Origin of the sequence: Gordonia sp. DT218, assembly GCF_049847105.1 — a bacterium.
Taxonomy (GTDB): Bacteria; Actinomycetota; Actinomycetes; order Mycobacteriales; family Mycobacteriaceae; genus Gordonia.
On record NZ_JBNCNS010000001.1, the window covers coordinates 1,352,687 to 1,367,306 of the forward strand.

The following is a 14,620-nucleotide window of genomic DNA, read 5'->3' on the forward strand; positions in this document are numbered from 1 at the left end:
CTCTCGCGCTCGGCCGACGACAGAGGTTGCATTCTGGTCCGGATACCGGATCAGAATGCAACCTCTGTTCGTATCAGTCCTGGATGCGCGCGAACGGCCGGGCCGCCTCGATCTCGAAGGCCAATTCCAGCAGCAGGCGTTCGCGCCCCAGATCCGCGCAGAAGTGGATACCCACCGGCAGCCCTTCGGAACTCCGGCTCAGCGGGAGACTGATGGCCGGGGTGCCGGTGGTGTTGTTGGCGGGCGTGAAGGCGACGTAGTGCACGAGCCGCTCGAAGATCTCGTCGAAATCGCCGCCGGGATCGAGGTAGCCGATCCTCGGGGTGGTGTGCGACAGGGTCGGCGACACGATGAGATCGAACCGGTCGAACACGGTGCGGAACCGCGCGGTGGCACGTTTGAGTCCCACGATCGTCGACGGTGTTCGCCAGAACGCGCGCAGATACCGCTGCGAGAGACCCACGGTGAACGGATCGAGTGCTTCGGTATCGAAATCCTTGCCCACCAGCAACTTTCCGAGCCGGTGCATCGCGCATGCGAGCATCGACCAGTAGTCGGTGAACTGCCGGACGAAGGTCTCGTCCAACGGGACCGGGGTCACCTCGACCTCATGCCCCAGCGAGGTGAGCAGGTCCACGGCCGAGGAGAGCGCGGCCACGGTGTCGGCGTCTATCGGGGTTCCGGTCACGGTGTCGTTGATCAACCCGATCCGCAGCCGCCGATTGCCCGGCCCCTCCACGAGGCCCACCGTCGGGAGCTCTGACGGTGTCCGGAACTTCTCGGCATCATCGATGAAATGCGCTGTGTCGCGGACAGTTCGGCTCAGGACTCCGTTGGAGATGATGTCCACCGGAAGGATCTGTCCGGTCGGAGACGGGGCCACTCGCCCGCGCGATGGCTTGAGTCCGACCAGCCCGCACGCCGCGGCGGGGATCCGGATCGAACCGCCGCCGTCGTTGCCGTGGGCGAGGGGCAGCGCACCGGCGGCCACCAGCGCGGCCGACCCGCCCGACGACGCGCCGGACGAGTAGTCGGTGTCCCACGGATTGCGGGTGGGGTCGCGGTCGACGAATTCCGTTGTCGCGGTGAGTCCGAAGGCCGGCAGCGTGGATGCCCCGACGATGTTGACGCCGGTCGAGAGGAACTGCTCGGTGAAGGGTTCGTTGCCCTTGGCGGGCAGGTCGGGCATCGCAGCCGAACCATTGCCCACCGGCAGACCCTCGAACAGGGTGTTGTTCTTGATGATCGACGGCACCCGAGCGAACGAGCCGGCCGGGAAATCGTCTTCCGCGGCCCGTTTGCGCGCACGATCACGATCGTCGACGGCGATCGCGTTCAGCCTCGGGTTGACCGCGTCGATCCGGGCGAGCGCGGCATCGAGTGCTTCGGCGGCGGAGATCTCGCCCGATCCGATCGCGTCCGCGACCCCCACACCGTCGAGGTCGCCGAGCGCGTCGTCCCCGAATGCGTGGACGTTCTTCATGCGGGGAGCCTAGCGTCCGGCGACGTCGATCGGCCATCGCTTGAGGATGTCGGGGCGGGTGATCTCGATATGGCGCCTCGCTACGCTCGGTGCCTACTCGATCAGCGGGGTGGCGTTGCCTACTCGATCAGCGGGGGTGGCGGTGCCTACTCGATCAGCGGGGGTGGCGGTGCCTACTCGATCAGCGAGGGGTGTGCCCTCAGCGCCTGCGCGCGCTCATGGCCATCACGTCCGCGACCAGATCCTCCGCGTAGCGCTCGTCGAGGGCCAGGCCGAAGACGGCGTGGTGATAGAGGGGCGCGACGACGTGGTCGAGGATCTGGCGTACCGACGGCGTCGTCTCGCCACGAGCGACCGACCGACCGACCATCTCTTCGGCCTGCTCCCGGCGGATCTCCCAGCAGGGACACTCCTCGACGACATCGTTGCGGGCGAACACCATGGCACGCAGATACGCCCGCCGCTTCGGGCGCCCGATGTCGGCGGCGATGATCTTCGACCACTCGGCGAGGTCGACGTCGAGCACACCGGTGTCGGGCAACGGCTCGCCCTGGGTGAGTGCGGCGACGGCCACCTCACCGAGCAGCGTCTCGATCGACCCCCATCGTCGGTAGATGCTGGTGGGGTTCACCTCGGCGAGCTCCGCCACCTCGGGGATCGTCATGGTGTCACGCCGGCCCGCACCGACGAGCTGCCCGACCGCCGCGTACACCGCCGACTGAACCCGCGCACTCCGACCACCCGGGCGCCTGGAACTGCCGGGATGGGCATTCGCCGCTGCACTGGAACCACTCATGTCAGCCATTATTGCAAATCAAGTTGCTTTAGTGGGTGGGTGTGGCTACTTTGAATTTAACGCAAATTTCTTTGCTTTAGGGAGATGAGATGACTCGACTGCACCCGCATCGCGCATTCTGGGTGGTCACGGCCACTTTCGTGATGGTCCTCTTCTCCTCTGCTGCGCCATCGCCCCTGTATCCCGTCTATCAGCAACTCTGGGGTTTCTCGGCATTCACCCTCACCGCCGTCTTCGCGATCTACGTCGCGTTCATGCTGGTGAGCCTGCTCACCGTCGGGTCACTCTCCGATCACATCGGCCGCCGACCCGTACTTGCGGTGGCGCTGGTCCTTCTGATCGTGAGCATGGTCCTGTTCGTCGAGGCCGACAGCGTCGGCGTCCTGATGGCGGCCCGCGCACTGCAAGGCCTGGCCACGGGCGCCGCGATGGGCACGTTGACCGCCACCGTCGTCGACCTGCAGCCCACTCCCCGCATCGGCTCCGCGATCACCGGTGCGGCGCCCACCATCGGCCTGGCCGGCGGAGTCGCGGTCGCCGGACTCTTCGTCGAGTACGCACCGGCACCCCGCTTCCTCGTCTACGAGGTGATCCTGGCGCTGTTCGCCGCTCTGCTGATCGCATTGCTCTTGGTGCCCGAGACCTCCGAGAAGATCGGCTTCACGTCGCGTCGGCACCTCTTCACCACACTCGTACCGCAGGCCCGCGTCCCGGCCGAGGTCCGCGGCGCGTTCTTGGCGGCCGTTCCGGCACTCGTCGCGACCTGGTCACTCGGCGGGCTCTACCTGTCCCTCGGCTCGTCGGTCGTCGCCCGCGTCTTCGGGGTCAGCAACCACGCCGAGGCCGGCCTGCTGCTGTTCGTCTTCTTCGCGTCCGCCGCGGTGACCTCGCTGTTCATCACCGGACGCGACGCAGGCACCAAGCTCGCCTTCGGCTACCCCGCCCTCGCCGGTGGCGCCGTCATCTCGCTGTCGGGTGTGCTCATGGAGGCGCTGCCGCTCTACATCGTCGGCTCGATCGTGGCGGGCGCAGGCTTCGCCGCCACTTTCCTCGGCGCGCTGGACAGCATCATCGCGGAAACGCCCGCACAGCAACGCGGACAGGTCTTCTCGTCGGTATTCGTGGCGAGCTACCTCGCCTTCAGCCTGCCCGCGGTGGTGGCCGGACTCGTGGTCTCCCACATCGGCCTGCAGGAGACCGTCGTCGGCTATGTGGCCTACGTGCTGTTGCTGGCGGTGGTCGGTGCGCTCGTGACCGCCGGTATCCGCCGGCGGTCGGCGAGAAGCAGGCCGGCGAGCGGCGCGGCGGAGCCCGAGCGCACGATCCCTGACCGCACGACCCCTGACCACTCGATTTCAGTGCGGCGCTGACACGCTCGCCCGCGTCGCCCGAATCGAGGCGTCACGTCGGTGCGCCGTCCGGCCGGGCGCCGACGATCCGAGCAGCCATCTCCGCCTGGAACTCACCGATCTGCTCCGGCGTCATCGCGCCGGACTCCCGATACCAGCGCGCGACGTCGACACCCATCGACAGCAGCAGCGTCGTGGTGGCTTGTGGGTCGTCGACGTCGAACACTCCGGCGGCGATGCCCGCATCGACGATCGCGCCGACACGTCGGGCGACCTCCTTGCGCATCACTCCGATGGCGCCCCGATGCTCCACCGAGAGCGAGTCCAACTCGTAGTTGACGACCCTCGACCACACATGATCACGGGCGTGGTGAGCTGCCAGCGCACCGATCACGGCCCGCAGCCGCGCGGCAGGCGGGCGCGCGGGATCGTCGGCGGCATCGATCAGCTCGAGGAACGAGCGGTGCCCGGCACCGGAGAGCTCGTAGAGCACCTCCTCCTTGGACCGGAAGTGCACGTACACAGCTGCCGGACTCATCTGCGCCCCGGTCGCGATGTCACGGGTGGTCGTCGCGTCGAATCCCTGTGCCGCGAACGCCTCCACCGCGGCTCGCAGCAACCGTGAGCGCGCCGCGACGGCACGGGGCGGCGGTTCCACGACTGACATGTCGCCGGCCTCCGTTTCCGATGATCCGCTGACATTGACATGAGCCGCTGGTCGCGGCATAGTGCAGAGTATCACTAAGCAAGCGCTTAGTCAGCAGACGCATACAACCGTCACCGTACGTTTTCACGTCTGCATCCCACGCCCGCCGACCAGGAGTAAGACAGAACTCATGCAGCTGAAATTCAGTCCCGAAGAAGAGGCGTTCCGCGATGAGTTGCGGGCGATCTTCGCGAAAGTCCCCGAAGACCTCCGGCGCCGGTCAGAGGCGGGCAAGCTGAATTACCCGGACGACCTCGTCACCACCACCCGCATCCTGAACGAGCACGGCGTCGCGACGCCGGGTTGGCCGGTCGAGTCGGGCGGCCGCGACTGGACCCCCATCCAGAGCCACATCTACCGCGAGGAGATGAGCCTGATGCACGTCCCGGACATGCTGCCGTTCAACGTCGGCATGATCGGTCCGGTCATCGCGCAGTTCGGTTCACCGGAGATGAAGGAACGCTTCCTGGCCAAGACCGCCAACCTCGACATCTGGTGGTGCCAGGGCTTCTCCGAGCCCGAGGCCGGTTCGGACCTCGCATCACTCAAGACCCGCGCGGTCCGCGACGGTGACCACTACATCGTCAACGGCCAGAAGACGTGGACCACGCTCGGCCAGTTCGCCGATTGGATCTTCTGCCTCGTGCGCACCGATCCGGACGTCAAGAAGCAGGCCGGCATCAGCATGCTGCTGTTCCCGGTGGACACCCCCGGCGTGGAAATGCGACCGATCCAGCTGATCGACGGTGGTTTCGAGGTCAACGAGGTCTTCTTCAGCGACGTCCGCGTGCCGGTCGAGAACCTCGTCGGCAAGGAGAACGAGGGCTGGACCCAGGCCAAGTTCCTGCTCGGCAACGAGCGCAGCGGCATCGCCCGCATCGGCTACACCAAGACCAAGCTGGCCAAGGCGAAAGAACTCGCGCGCCAGACCACGACCGCGTCCGGTGGCACTCTCCTGGAGGATCCGCTGCTCGCAGCCCGTCTGGCCGAGCTGGAGAACGACCTCCTCGCCCTCGAGGTGACTCAGCTCCGCGTGGCCGCGTCGTCGGCGGACGGTAAGCCGAACCCGGCGTCATCGCTGCTGAAGCTGCGTGGCAGCCAGTTGCAGCAGGAGGCCATGGAGCTCCTTGCCGACATCGCCGGCGCCGACTCACTGCCCGTTGCCGGCCTGGATGCGTCCGCCGCCAACGGCACCGCCGACATCGCGTCGCCGGAGTGGGCGCAGCTGTCCGTACCGACCTACCTCAACTATCGCAAGGTCAGTATCTACGGCGGATCGTCGGAAGTTCAGCGTCAGATCATCGACAAGGCCGTGCTGGGCCTGTAAAAGGCCACCGCACAGAATCTTTCACCACACAAGAGAACCTGGAACCTTTCATGGATTTCGCACTATCCGACGAACAGACGATGCTGCGCGACACCGTGCGCGAAGTACTGACCCGCAAGTACGACATCGAGACGGTCCGCGCGGTCACCGACACCGAACTCGGCTGGGACAAGGGGGTGTGGAAGTCGTTGGCCGACATCGGCATCCTCGGCCTCACCTTCCCCGAGGACGACGGCGGCATGGGCGCCGGCCCGGTGGAGTTCACGAGCGTCATGACAGAGCTCGGGCGCGCGCTGGCACCCGAGCCGTACCTCGACGCGGTCCTCGTCCCGGGGTCGCTCGTCGCCGCGACCGCCGACGACGACACCCGCGCCGAAATCCTCGGCGGGCTGGCTTCGGGTGAGCTGCTGATGGCGTTCGCCCACCTCGAGCCGGGCGACCGCTGGCCGGGCGCGAAGGTCGCCACCACGGCCACCGGAGGCAAGCTCAACGGCACCAAGGTTCTTGTCGGACATGGTGACTGCGCGGACAAGCTGGTCGTTTCGGCGCGCGCCGACGATGGTGTCGCCCTGTTCCTGGTGGACGCGGACGCCGACGGTGTCTCGCGGACTCCGTACCGCACGCACGACCGTCGTCGGGGCGCTCAGGTCGAGTTCACCGACGCCGCCGCGGTTCGCCTGGGCAGCGGCGACGCGACCCAGGTCATCGCCGACGCCGAGGTCGGCATCCAGACCGCGTTGTGCGCCGAGGCCGTGGGTGCCATGGAGCGCGCCCTCGACCTCACCGTCGAATACCTGAAGAACCGCAAGCAGTTCGGTGTCACGCTGTCACAATTCCAGACCCTGACCCAGCGCGCCGCCGACATGTACGCCCAGCTGGAGCTGGCACGCAGCATGAGCCTGTATGCGACAACCGCATTGTCCGACGGCATCTGTGACCCGGCCATCGCGTCGCGTGCGAAGCTGCAGATCTGCCGCTCCGGCCGGGTCATCGGACAGGAGGCGGTGCAGATGCACGGCGGTATCGGCATGACCGCCGAGTACCCGGTCGGCCACTACCTGAGCCGACTGACCGCGATCTCGCACACCCTCGGCGACGCCGCCGATCACGTGTCGGTGCTGGCACGCTCGGTCGGCGACCACGAGATGGTGATGATCGGCTGAGTCGGTTCGAACCGGCCACCAAGGCCCCTGTCGACGTTTCGGAATCATCCCGAAACGGTGGCGGGGGCCTTGGCGTTTCCGGGCGACGTGCCGATCTCGGATCGCTACTGTCTCTCTCATGAACCAGCTGCGCGACAACCTGGGTGACGCGGCCGCCTACAGCCTCATGGGGATCGTGTTGCTGGTCCTCGGATTCGTGGCCCTCGATCTCGTCACGCCCGGTCGATTGCGCAACCTCATCTGGCTCGACCACAACCGCAACGCGGTGATGCTGGCGACCGCCCAGGTGATCGGGCTGTCCATCGTCATGGTCGCCGGGGTCCGCGACTCGGTGACGCTCGATCTGTGGCGCGGCGTCCTCTACACCGTCGCGTACACGGTGCTGGCCATCGCCGTGATGATGTGGTCGTTCGTGCTGATCGACTGGCTGACCCCCGGCAAGCTGGGCACCCTGCTGCTCGACGACGACGAGCACCCGGCCGGCTGGATCTGCGGTGCCGTGTTCATCGGGGTGGGCGCCGTGATCGGCGCGGCGTTGAGTTCTTGACGGGCTGATGCGGGCGCGTCCGAGATGAGCGCAGGGTCGGGTTCCGACCGCGCCGAGCGGGCGCAGATCCTCGCCGAGCGTGCTCCGGTGCGCCCGATCGGAGGGAATCTGCGCCCGGTCGGCGGCGGTCGACAGCTATTGACGGTTGCTCAATAAGCTCTTATGGTCATCGCTGACTGATCGACGACACCGAGGGGAACACCATGGCCGCGCCGCTGATCGAGGAATCCATCGACATCAACGCCTCCGCAGAGGACGTCTGGGCGGTGATCTCCGACCTCAAGCGCATGGGCGAGTGGAGCCCGCAGTGCAAGAAGATGATCATCCGGGGCGGAACGATCGGCCTGGGCACGAAGTCGATCAACATCAATCGGCGTGGCCCGCTGGTGTGGCCGACGACCGCGAAGGTCGTCCGCTTCGCCCCTGCCAAGGAACTGGCGTTCCGCGTGGCCGAGAACCGCACGGTGTGGAGCTACAGCATCGAGCCGTCCGGTGCGGGCGTGCGGTTGACCGAGAAGCGTGAGGTCGGCAACGGCACCACCAAGGTGTCGTCGTTCCTGGTCGACAAGATGATGGGCGGGACCACCAACTTCGAGGCGGAGCTCAAGCTGGGCATGGCCGAGACGCTCGAGAAGATCAAGCGGACCGCGGAGTCGTCGACGACGCGCGCTGCCTGACGCGGGGGTCTCGATACGCCGGCTCGCTACGCTCGCGCGGCTGTTCGACCGACGGAAGGGGCCGTCGGCTCAGCGGTCGGAGAGCTTCTGCATCAGGGCCGGCAGATCCGCGATCGAGTCCACGATGTGATCCGGGACCGGGCCGAACTCGTCGCGTTGCAGCGCCCGCAGCGCGTCCTCGCGGAACTTCCCCGTTCGCACGAGCACCCCGATGAGGGCGGCGGCCTGGGCACCGAGCACATCGTTGTGCATGTCGTCGCCCACCATCACCACCTGGGTGGGCTCGAGTTGCATCAGTTCGACCGCGGCACGGAAACCGAGCGGTGACGGCTTCCCGATCGCTTTGATCTTCCGTCCGGCCGCCTTCTCCAGCCCTTCGAGATAGACGCCGGTGTCGATGCTGAGCCCGTCCGCTGTGGACCAGGTCATGGACCGGTGCATCGCGACCACCGGCACCCCGGCGACCATCAGCTCGAGGACCTGTGACAGGGCACGGTGGTCGAACACCGGACCCGCACCGCCGAGGACCACCACCTGCGCCCGGTCCGGTTGGTCGATGAGCTCGACCCCGGTCATGTCCTCGGCGATGGGGCCCTCGTTGAGCACCCAGGCCCGCTTGCCGGGGTGATTCGCGGTGAGATACTCAGCGGTCAGTTTGGCCGCGGTCAGGATCTCGTCGGCGGCGACGTCGAAACCGCAGTCGTTGAGTGCCTGAGCGATCTCGCCACGAGAGCGCGAGGTGGTGTTGGTCAGGAACATTCGCGGATAGCCCTGCTCAACAAGTTCGGCGACCGCCTCCACAGCTCCCGGCAGCGCTTTCCACGAGGTGACCATCACCCCGTCGATGTCCAGCAGCAACCCGAGAGTCATGCCCAAAAATCTAGACCCGTCAGCGGCACCCTGCACGGTCGCCGGGCCCGGATGGCATGCTGGGCGGATGCGATCGGTGTCGGATCACCAGGCCATTGTCGCGGCGCTGTTCGGTATCCCCGATGCCGCGACTGCGCGTGTCGCCGATGCACTCGGCTGTGTGACGGCGGCCGAGGTCGTCGCACCGATGGGACTCCCCGGATTCGACAATTCGGCGATGGACGGCTACGCGGTGATCGCCGATGAGATCGCTTCGGCCACAGACGAATCCCCGGTCAGCCTGCCGGTGGACCAGGACATCCCGGCGGGACGCACCGACCGGCTGACACTGGCCCCGGGTACCGCTCACCGGATCATGACCGGCGCACCGATGCCTGTGGGCGCCGATGCGGTGGTCCCGGTGGAGGCGACGGACGGCGCGGTCGACCGTGTCGCGATCCGAGCATCGGTGCCGTCCGGGAGACACATCCGCCGGGCCGGCTCCGACATCGAGGCCGGTGAGGCGGCGATACCCGCGGGCACCCGTCTCGGGCCTCCGCAGGTCGGCCTGCTCGCCGCCCTCGGCGTCACCGAGGTGTCCGTGCGGCCACGATTGCGGGTCGTCGTGCTGTCGACCGGCTCTGAGCTGGTGACTCCCGGCGAGCCGCTGCGCTACGGACAGATCTACGAGTCCAACGGACCGATGCTGACCGCGTCGGCACTCGAGGCCGGCGCCGACGCCACGCACCTGCACTACGTCACCGACGACGTGGACGCCTTCCGCGCACGACTCGACGAGATCAGCGACGACGCGGACGTCATCATCACATCGGGTGGGGTGAGTGCGGGCGCCTTCGAGGTGGTGAAGGATGCCCTGACCGGCACCGGCGTCGAGTTCTCCAAGGTCGCGATGCAGCCGGGAATGCCACAGGGGTGTGGTCATTACGCTGCCCCCGGCGGTCGTCGGGTCCCGATCATCACGCTGCCGGGCAATCCGGTGAGTTCACTCGTGTCGTTCGAGGTGTTCATCCGTCCACCGTTGCGCGCGGCGATGGGACTGCCGTCCGAGCGGCCGCGGGTCATCGCGCAGCTCACCACCGACATCCGCTCCCCCAGAGGGAAACGGCAGTTCCTGCGCGGAGTGCTCGGCGACGGCGACGACGGCACGCCCGTCGTGGACCCGATCGGCCCGCCGGCATCGCATCACCTGCGCTACCTGGCCAGGGCAGACGCATTGATCGACATCCCCGCCGAGACCGAGTCGGTGGCCGCCGGGTCCGCGGTCGACGTCATCGTTCTCTGAGCTGCCACCTGCACCGGGGTCTACCCGCTCTGTGACCGATGTCGCCGAAGCGCGATGAGGCCGGAGGCTCCGCCGGGCACGCTCTAAGCTGGGGCGAGCGGGCCCGCACGTGCCGAACGCACACCCGTTTTGTCGCAACAGGAGGTTGATTTTGGCCAGGCGCCCGCGTCCGGACGGAACGCGCAGCGGAGCAGGTCATCTCATCGACCTCGCACGCGAGACCATTCCCCCGGTTCACCGTGCCGGACTGCCTTTCGTCGCGGGACCCGCCGCGATCGCGATTGTCGGGCGCCACCACCCGTGGATCGCCCGGCCGGCCGCGCTCACCGCCGCGGCCTGCGCCGCATTCTTCCGCCATCCCTCCCGGGTGCCACCGACCGCCACCGGTGCGGTCGTGGCGCCGGCCGACGGCACCATCGCGCTGGTGGACGAGGCCGTGCCGCCACCCGAGTCGGGTCTGGGCGACGAGCCGCTACCCCGGGTCTCCACGTTCCTGTCCATCTTCGACGTGCACGTCCAGCGGGTGCCGGTCACGGGCACCGTCACCTCGGTGACGCACACGCCCGGATCGTTCGTGTCGGCCGATCTCCCGGAGGCCAGCAGCATCAACGAGCGCACGACGATGACACTGAGCTGCCCGGTCGGACCCCAGACCACCCGCGACATCGCCGTCGTGCAGATCGCCGGGCTGCTCGCCCGACGGATCGTCTGCGACCCCGTCGTCGGGGAGGGCCTCACCGTCGGGGACACGTACGGGCTGATCCGGTTCGGGTCGCGCGTCGACGTCTATCTACCCGCCGGGTCGGTACCTCTGGTGCGGGTCGGACAACGTGCGGTGGGCGCCGAAACCGTCTTCGCGGCCCTGGACTGACCCATGCCGAACGCCCGCAGATCCGAGCGCTCGACGTCGCATCGCACCCCGACCACCCACGCGACGCGACGCGCCCGCAGCACCACCGCGACCACGCCGCCGCCCGCCCGGATGCAGGCCGAGCGTGCCCGCTTCGCCAAACAGGCCGCCGTCGGGCGCATGTTCGTCCCGTCGGCGCTCACGATCCTCGCGATCTGTGCCGGACTGACGGCCATCCGGGTGGCGGGCACCGGCGACATCAATGCGGCCATGGGCCTCGTGGTGGCCGCCGCCCTGCTCGACGGCCTCGACGGCCGGGTCGCGCGGATGATGGGCGCGACCACCAGGATGGGCGCCGAGATCGACTCGCTCGCCGACGCCATCAATTTCGGGGTCGTACCGGCACTGATCGTGTACCTCCACCTGATGCCCGACGAGGACATCGGCTGGGCGTTCACCCTGATCTACTGCTGCGCGATTGTGCTTCGTCTCGCACGGTTCAACACCCTGCTCGACGACGACGAGGCGCCCGGCTTCACCCGCGACTTCTTCATCGGCGTGCCGGCACCGGCGGCCGCGATCATCGCGCTGCTGCCGATCGGGTTGTCGCAGCAATTCGGTTCGGGGTGGTGGACCTCGGTGCCGGTGGTGGGTGGATGGCTGGTGTTCGTGGCGCTGCTGGCCGTCAGCCGGGTGCCGACGGCATCTCTCAAGGCGGCGTCGGTGCCGCCGCGTGCGCTGGCCGGTCTGCTCATCGTGGTCGCCATCGGTGCGGCGCTGTTGCTGACGTTCCCATATGTCCTGATGATCATCGCCATCGTCGGCTACCTGCTGCACATCCCGTTCGCATGGCGCAATCGGCGCTGGGTCGCCGAGCGCCCCGAGCACTGGGAGGATCACCCCTCCGAACGACGCGCGCAGCGTCGGGCCATCGCCCGCGCGCAGCCGGGGCGTAGGCGACGGCTGACCACCGGCGGCAAATCGCAGGCCAGGCTCGGGCTCCGTCGCCCGACCGGTGTGGTCGCCGCGCCCGACTCCCCCGCGCCCGACTCCCCCGCGCCCGACTCCCCCGCGCCCGGCTCTCCCGTGCCCGACGTCGCGCCGCCCGAGTCCGTGTCCGACCCATCGAGCGAGGAGAACCCCTGATGCCGGGCAGCGTCCAGCTCACCCTGACCGCACGGGTGAACCCGTCGGCCGCCGATGCCCGCCGCGGGATCGTGCGTGTGCACTCCGAGGTGCTCACCGCGTTGGGCCTGCGTGAATGGGATGCGGTCTCGATCACCGGGGCCCGGGTGACCGCCGCGGTCGTCGCGGACGCCGGGTCCGGGACACCGACGGGGACCGCCCTGCTCGACGACATCACGTTCTCCAATGCCGGCGTCCGGGAGAACGCGTCGGTGGTGGTGGCACCGGTCCGCGTGCACGGCGCCACTCGAGTCACGGTCTCCGGTTCGGCACTCGCCACGCGGTCGGTCGACGAGACGACGCTGCGCCGCGCGCTCCTCGGCAAGGTCGTCTCGGTCGGCGACGCGGTCTCGTTGCTACCGCGGGATCTCGGTCCGGAGTTCACCGCCGGTGCGGCCACCCGGGCGCTCGCGGTGTCGGTCGGCATCACCTGGACCAACGAACTGTTGACGGTGACCGCCACCGATCCGGCCGGACCGGTCAGTGTGCAGACCAACACCGCCGTGCTGTGGGCGGGGGACGATGCCGGGGAACCGTCGTCGCCGCCCCCGTCGACGGCGCTGGGATTCGCGGCGTCACAGCCGTCGTCACCGGCACGACGGACCACTGGGAGCACGACCACTCCCGGTGTCACGTCACCCGGATCGTCGTCGACCACCGCCGTCCGCCCGGTCTCCACCCTGGTCGGTCTCGACGGCCAGGTCGCCAAACTCACCGAATGGTTGACGATCACCCTCGACGAACCGGAGGTGCTGAGGACGCTGGGGGCCGCGCCTCGTCTGGGTGTCCTGGTCACCGGTCCGGCCGGCGGCGGCAAGGCCACGATGGCCCGCTCGGTGTGTGCGGATCGCCGGCTGACGACGATCGACGGACCCACTGTCGGTGCGCTGGAGGCCGGCGCCCGACTCGAGGCGGTGCGGTCGGCGATCGCGGATCTTCGCGACGGCGGCGGTGTCCTGCTGATCACCGACGTCGATGCCCTGTTGCCCGCGCCGCAGGAGCCCGCACCTGCCGAACCGGTTTCCACGCTGATCCTCGACGAGTTGCGTGCCGCCATCGCCGACCGCGGCGAGAACGGTCAAGGCATGCCCGGGGGCACGATCGCATTGATCGCGACGACGGCCGAGGCCGTGCGCCTCGACAGTCGGCTTCGCGATCCGGCGTTGTGTGATCGGGAGCTGATCATCGGTCTGCCCGACATGGCCACGCGCGCCCGGCTACTGGGCGTCATCCTCACCGACGTGCCCAGCGAAGGACATCTCGATCTCGATGTGATCGCCTCGCGCACACCAGGTTTCGTCGCCGGCGATCTGGCCGCCCTGGCCCGGGAGGCCGCGCTGCGGGCCGCCGCTCGGGTGACCGGCGCCGGGAGCGCAGCGAGCGGGCCGAATCACACCGGCGCCGGGAGCGGAGCGAGCGGGCCGAATCACACCGGCGCCGGGAGCGCAGCGAGCGGGCCGAATCACACCACCTCCGACGACGACAGACCACGGATCGCGATGTGCACCGACGACTTGGTCGGGGCGCTCGAGGTGATCCGCCCGGTCTCGCGGATGGATTCACCAGAGGTGGCGCTGGGGTCGCTCACCCTGGACGAGGTCGGCGACATGGTGGAGACCAAGCAGGCACTGACCGAGGCCGTGCTGTGGCCGCTGCAGCATCCGGACACCTTCACCCGGCTCGGTGTGGAACCGCCGCGTGGTGTCCTGCTGTTCGGCCCACCGGGCTGCGGTAAGACGTTCGTGGTGCGGGCCCTGGCGGCATCGGGTCGGTTGTCGGTGCACACGGTCAAGGGTGCGGAGCTGATGGACAAATGGGTCGGGTCGTCGGAGAAGGCGGTGCGTGACCTGTTCGACCGGGCACGTGAGTCGGCGCCCTCGCTCATCTTCCTCGACGAGATCGACGCCCTGGCACCGCGGCGCGGTCAGTCCTCCGATTCGGGGGTCGGCGACCGCGTGGTCGCCGCACTGTTGACCGAGCTCGACGGCGTGGAGCCGCTGCAGGATGTGGTCGTGCTCGGGGCGACCAACCGGCCGGACCTGATCGATCCGGCCCTGTTGCGCCCTGGTCGTCTCGAACGTCTGGTCTTTGTGCCGCCGCCGGATTCGGCCGCTCGCGCCGAAATACTGCGCGCCGCGGGCCGCAACGTGCCGCTGGCCGACGGTGTGGATCTGCAGGCGTTGGCCGAGGACCTCGACGGCTACTCGGCCGCCGACTGTTCGGCGTTGTTGCGGGAGGCCGCGCTGTCTGCGATGCGGCGCGACATCGACGCCGCGACCGTCGGCCCGGAGGATGTGTCGGAGGCCCGGGCCCGGGTCCGTCCGTCGCTCGACGCGGCGCAGGTGGAGAACCTGCGCGCGTACGCCGAACGACGCGTGGAGTAGC

Annotated in this window: 13 protein-coding genes; 9 read left to right on the top strand and 4 right to left on the bottom strand. The window is 68.5% G+C overall.

Features of this window, described 5'->3' with window-relative positions; translation table 11 throughout:
• Window positions 1-73: 73 nt before the first annotated feature.
• Together ACPXCG_RS06345 and ACPXCG_RS06350 are read right to left on the bottom strand one after the other, a co-directional pair.
• Window positions 74-1,483: an amidase gene (locus tag ACPXCG_RS06345; protein ID WP_425790148.1), complete on the bottom strand. Its 1,410-nt coding sequence runs from the start codon at window positions 1,481-1,483 to the stop codon at window positions 74-76.
• 199 nt (window positions 1,484-1,682) lie between these two features.
• Entirely contained in the window at window positions 1,683-2,288 is a 606-nt protein-coding gene (locus ACPXCG_RS06350) for a TetR-like C-terminal domain-containing protein (protein ID WP_425790149.1), read from the bottom strand.
• Between the two features lie 80 nt (window positions 2,289-2,368).
• Here ACPXCG_RS06350 and ACPXCG_RS06355 point away from each other — a divergent pair, with 80 nt between their 5' ends.
• Entirely contained in the window at window positions 2,369-3,649 is a 1,281-nt protein-coding gene (locus ACPXCG_RS06355; protein WP_425790151.1) for an MFS transporter, read from the top strand.
• 31 nt (window positions 3,650-3,680) lie between these two features.
• Here ACPXCG_RS06355 and ACPXCG_RS06360 read toward each other — a convergent pair whose 3' ends face one another.
• Entirely contained in the window at window positions 3,681-4,295 is a 615-nt protein-coding gene (locus ACPXCG_RS06360) for a TetR/AcrR family transcriptional regulator (protein ID WP_425790153.1), read from the bottom strand.
• Between the two features lie 169 nt (window positions 4,296-4,464).
• Here ACPXCG_RS06360 and ACPXCG_RS06365 point away from each other — a divergent pair, with 169 nt between their 5' ends.
• From ACPXCG_RS06365 to ACPXCG_RS06380, 4 genes are all read left to right on the top strand, one after another.
• Entirely contained in the window at window positions 4,465-5,661 is a 1,197-nt protein-coding gene (locus tag ACPXCG_RS06365) for an acyl-CoA dehydrogenase family protein (RefSeq protein WP_425790155.1), read from the top strand.
• A gap of 50 nt (window positions 5,662-5,711) precedes the next feature.
• Window positions 5,712-6,824 (top strand): acyl-CoA dehydrogenase family protein, encoded by a 1,113-nt coding sequence (locus ACPXCG_RS06370; protein ID WP_425790156.1) that lies wholly within the window; start codon window positions 5,712-5,714, stop codon window positions 6,822-6,824.
• A gap of 118 nt (window positions 6,825-6,942) precedes the next feature.
• Window positions 6,943-7,371 (top strand): DUF350 domain-containing protein, encoded by a 429-nt coding sequence (locus ACPXCG_RS06375; RefSeq protein WP_425790158.1) that lies wholly within the window; start codon window positions 6,943-6,945, stop codon window positions 7,369-7,371.
• Between the two features lie 203 nt (window positions 7,372-7,574).
• Window positions 7,575-8,048, top strand: a complete 474-nt coding sequence (locus tag ACPXCG_RS06380; RefSeq protein WP_425790160.1) for an SRPBCC family protein — start codon at window positions 7,575-7,577, stop codon at window positions 8,046-8,048.
• Window positions 8,049-8,117: 69 nt separating this feature from the next.
• On the opposite strand, the gene ACPXCG_RS06385 is transcribed toward ACPXCG_RS06380, so the two are convergent.
• A complete protein-coding gene (locus ACPXCG_RS06385) occupies window positions 8,118-8,918 on the bottom strand; it encodes an HAD-IIA family hydrolase (RefSeq protein WP_425790162.1) in 801 nt (266 codons plus the stop codon).
• Window positions 8,919-8,985: 67 nt separating this feature from the next.
• On the opposite strand from ACPXCG_RS06385, the gene glp reads away from it, so the two are divergent.
• The 4 genes from glp to ACPXCG_RS06405 all read left to right on the top strand — a co-directional run bounded on the left by glp (window position 8,986) and on the right by ACPXCG_RS06405 (window position 14,619).
• Window positions 8,986-10,200: a gephyrin-like molybdotransferase Glp gene (gene glp / locus ACPXCG_RS06390; protein ID WP_425790164.1), complete on the top strand. Its 1,215-nt coding sequence runs from the start codon at window positions 8,986-8,988 to the stop codon at window positions 10,198-10,200.
• A 151-nt stretch (window positions 10,201-10,351) separates the two neighbouring features.
• Window positions 10,352-11,071: a phosphatidylserine decarboxylase gene (locus ACPXCG_RS06395; RefSeq protein WP_425790166.1), complete on the top strand. Its 720-nt coding sequence runs from the start codon at window positions 10,352-10,354 to the stop codon at window positions 11,069-11,071.
• A gap of 3 nt (window positions 11,072-11,074) precedes the next feature.
• Window positions 11,075-12,196: a CDP-alcohol phosphatidyltransferase family protein gene (locus ACPXCG_RS06400; protein ID WP_425790168.1), complete on the top strand. Its 1,122-nt coding sequence runs from the start codon at window positions 11,075-11,077 to the stop codon at window positions 12,194-12,196.
• Complete coding sequence (locus ACPXCG_RS06405; RefSeq protein ID WP_425790169.1) at window positions 12,196-14,619, top strand: AAA family ATPase; 2,424 nt, start codon at window positions 12,196-12,198, stop codon at window positions 14,617-14,619. The genes ACPXCG_RS06400 and ACPXCG_RS06405 overlap by 1 nt, the downstream gene beginning before the upstream one ends.
• The last annotated feature ends 1 nt before the right edge of the window (window position 14,620 follow it).